Origin of the sequence: Oceanibaculum nanhaiense (assembly GCF_002148795.1) — a bacterium.
Taxonomy (GTDB): Bacteria; Pseudomonadota; Alphaproteobacteria; order Oceanibaculales; family Oceanibaculaceae; genus Oceanibaculum; species Oceanibaculum nanhaiense.
The window spans coordinates 1-2,813 of sequence record NZ_MPOB01000026.1; the positions used below are offsets into that span (position 1 = coordinate 1).

Consider the following 2,813-nt stretch of genomic DNA (forward strand, 5'->3'; position numbering starts at 1 on the left):
GTACAAATAATAATAAAGTTCTCGAAAGTGATTTTCCGTGTTCTCTTGAGCTGACAACGCTAGATTCATGAATATCTCCTGCTCTTTTAATGAACACTATCGTCATCATTTCACGGTGTGTCAAGGGGGGGGGTTTTACACCATAAGGCATTGTGTCGTTTGCGATACTGGATAGGATTCGGAGCTTTGTTCGCCGCTGGGAAACACACGGCGAATACGTTGGCACTAGTCTATCTTCTGCTAGACGAGAGCATCTAACTCAGTAAAATTGATAAATATGCGATATCTAATGTAATGGAGCGCGCAAATTTACTTACTTTGTCTCGGTAGTCTGCTACCAGAAGTTATATTTTAAAAAATGCATATTTTTTTGGAAACTCTACGCTGATCCAGCAATATAATAAATATTTTCAAGGTATCAATTTAACTATATTATTATATTCATCCATTTGTAGAAAGTAGAGGGGACGATGCCTGCCGCAGAGTGAGGATTGACCTTGCCCCCTCACCTGAAGTTGCGTCCCTTCGGCATGACTGCCTTAGCCGCCGTCACCTGCTTCTGGCGCGGGTCGGCGCCGGGTCGGCGGACCTCATCGGCGCGGGCGAGCGATCGGGCGAAGGCGTCGCTGTCACCGTCCAGCTCGCCCAGCGTTGCCAGATGGTGGCTGAGGTCGACCAGCCGGTGGGCGATCAGGTGGGTGACGGTGTCCTCGCGCTGCAGCATTCCCTCGACGCCGAGCAGGCGGCTGCCGAGCAGCGCCTTGCGGTGCGCCTCGAACACTTTCGGCCAGACGATGATGTTGGCGATCCCTGTCTCGTCCTCCAGCGTGGCGAAGATGACGCCCGACGCGGTGCCGGGCCGCTGGCGCACCAGCACCAGCCCGGCGGTGCACGTCCGGCCGCCGCTGGGCAAAGTCAGCAGATCGGCACAGGGACTGTAGCGGTCGGCGGCGAGCTGCGGCCGCAGCAGCGCCAGCGGGTGGCGCTTCACCGACAGGCCGGTGACGGCGTAATCCTCCACCACCTGCTCGCCCAGGCTCATGGCGGGGAGCGTCACGGCGGGCTCCGGCTTCGGTGTCTGGGTCGCGGCGAACAAGGGTAGCGGCGTCAGGTCGAGCCCGCGCACCTGCCAGAGGGCGGCGCGGCGGTCGAGGCCGAGCGACCCGAAGGCGTCGGCGCGGGCCAGCCGCTCCAGGCTGGCCGGCGGCAGGCCGGTGCGGCGCTGCAGCTCGGCAATGCTGTTGTAGGGTGTCGTGCGCAGGGCGACCAGATGCGCCATCTCCTGTTCGCGCGCCCCCTTCACCAGCCGGAATCCCAGGCGCAGCGCCAGCTCGTCCCCCCTCTCCTCCAGCGTGCAGTCCCAGCCACTGTGGTTCACATCAACCGGGCGGACTTCCACGCCATGGTCGGCGGCATCGCGCACCAGCTGCGACGGGGCGTAGAAGCCCATGGGCTGGCTGTTCAGGATGGCGGCGGCGAAGATCTCCGGGTGATGCCGCTTCAGCCAGGCCGAGGCATAGACCAGCAGGGCGAAGCTGGCGGCATGGCTCTCCGGGAAGCCGTACTCCCCAAACCCCTCGATCTGCCGGAAGCAGCGCTCGGCGAAGGCGCGGTCATAGCCGTTGCGCGTCATCCCCTCGATCATCTTCTCCTGGAAGGTATGGATGGTGCCGACCCGGCGGAAGGTCGCCATGGCCCGGCGCAGCCGGTCGGCCTCCGACGGGGTGAAGCCGGCGGCGACAATGGCAATGCGCATCGCCTGCTCCTGGAACAGCGGTACGCCGCAGGTCTTGGCCAGCACCCGCTCCAGCTCCGGCGAGGGATAGGTGACCGGTTCCAGCCCGGAACGGCGGCGCAGATAGGGATGCACCATGTCGCCCTGGATCGGGCCGGGCCGGACGATGGCGACCTCAATGACCAGATCGTAGAAGCAGCGCGGCTTCAGGCGCGGCAGCATCGACATCTGCGCCCGGCTCTCCACCTGGAACACACCAATGGCATCGGCGGCGCACAGCATGTCATAGACGGCGGGGTCCTCCGCCGGGATCGTCGCTAGGCCGAGCTCGATGCCCTTGTGCCGGCGCAGCAGATCGAAGCCCCGCCGCAGGCAGGTCAGCATGCCGAGCGCCAGCACATCGATCTTCAGCAGGCCCAGCGCGTCGAGATCATCCTTGTCCCATTCGATGATGGTGCGGTCCTCCATCGCCGCATTCTCGATTGGAACCAGCGCATGCAGCGGCCCTTCGGTGATGACGAAGCCGCCGACATGCTGGGAGAGATGGCGCGGAAAGCCGATCAGCTCGCGCGCCAGGGCCAGCGTCAGGCGCAGCCGCCGGTCGGCGGGATCGAGCCCGGCCTCGCGGATACGGTCCTCCTCGATACCCTCCCGGCCCCATCCCCAAACCGTGCGGGACAGCACGCCGGTCGCATCGGCTGACAGGCCCAGTGCCTTGCCGACATCGCGCAGCGCGCTCTTCGGGCGGTAGCTGATGACGGTGGCCGCAAGGCCGGCGCGTTCGCGCCCGTACTTCGCATAGATGTACTGGATGACCTCCTCGCGCCGCTCATGCTCGAAATCCACATCGATATCCGGCGGCTCGTTGCGCTCGGCGGAGATAAAGCGCTCGAACAGCAGATCATGCACCCCGGGATCGACGGCGGTGATGCCCAGGCAGTAGCAGATGGCGGAGTTGGCGGCGGAGCCCCGCCCCTGGCAGAGGATGCCGCGCGACCGGGTATAGCGCGACAATCTGGGTGAGATGCTGGCGACAATCAGGATGAGATTCTATGTCGCGGCATCGGTGACGATATCA

The 2,813-nt window shown here is 63.4% G+C and carries 1 protein-coding gene; it reads right to left on the reverse strand.

Features of this window, described 5'->3' with window-relative positions; all coding sequences use genetic code 11:
• Positions 1–505: 505 nt before the first annotated feature.
• Positions 506–2,749, reverse strand: coding sequence for an error-prone DNA polymerase (locus BKM74_RS18310; RefSeq protein ID WP_456152417.1), 2,244 nt, complete (start codon positions 2,747–2,749; stop codon positions 506–508).
• Positions 2,750–2,813 lie beyond the last annotated feature (64 nt).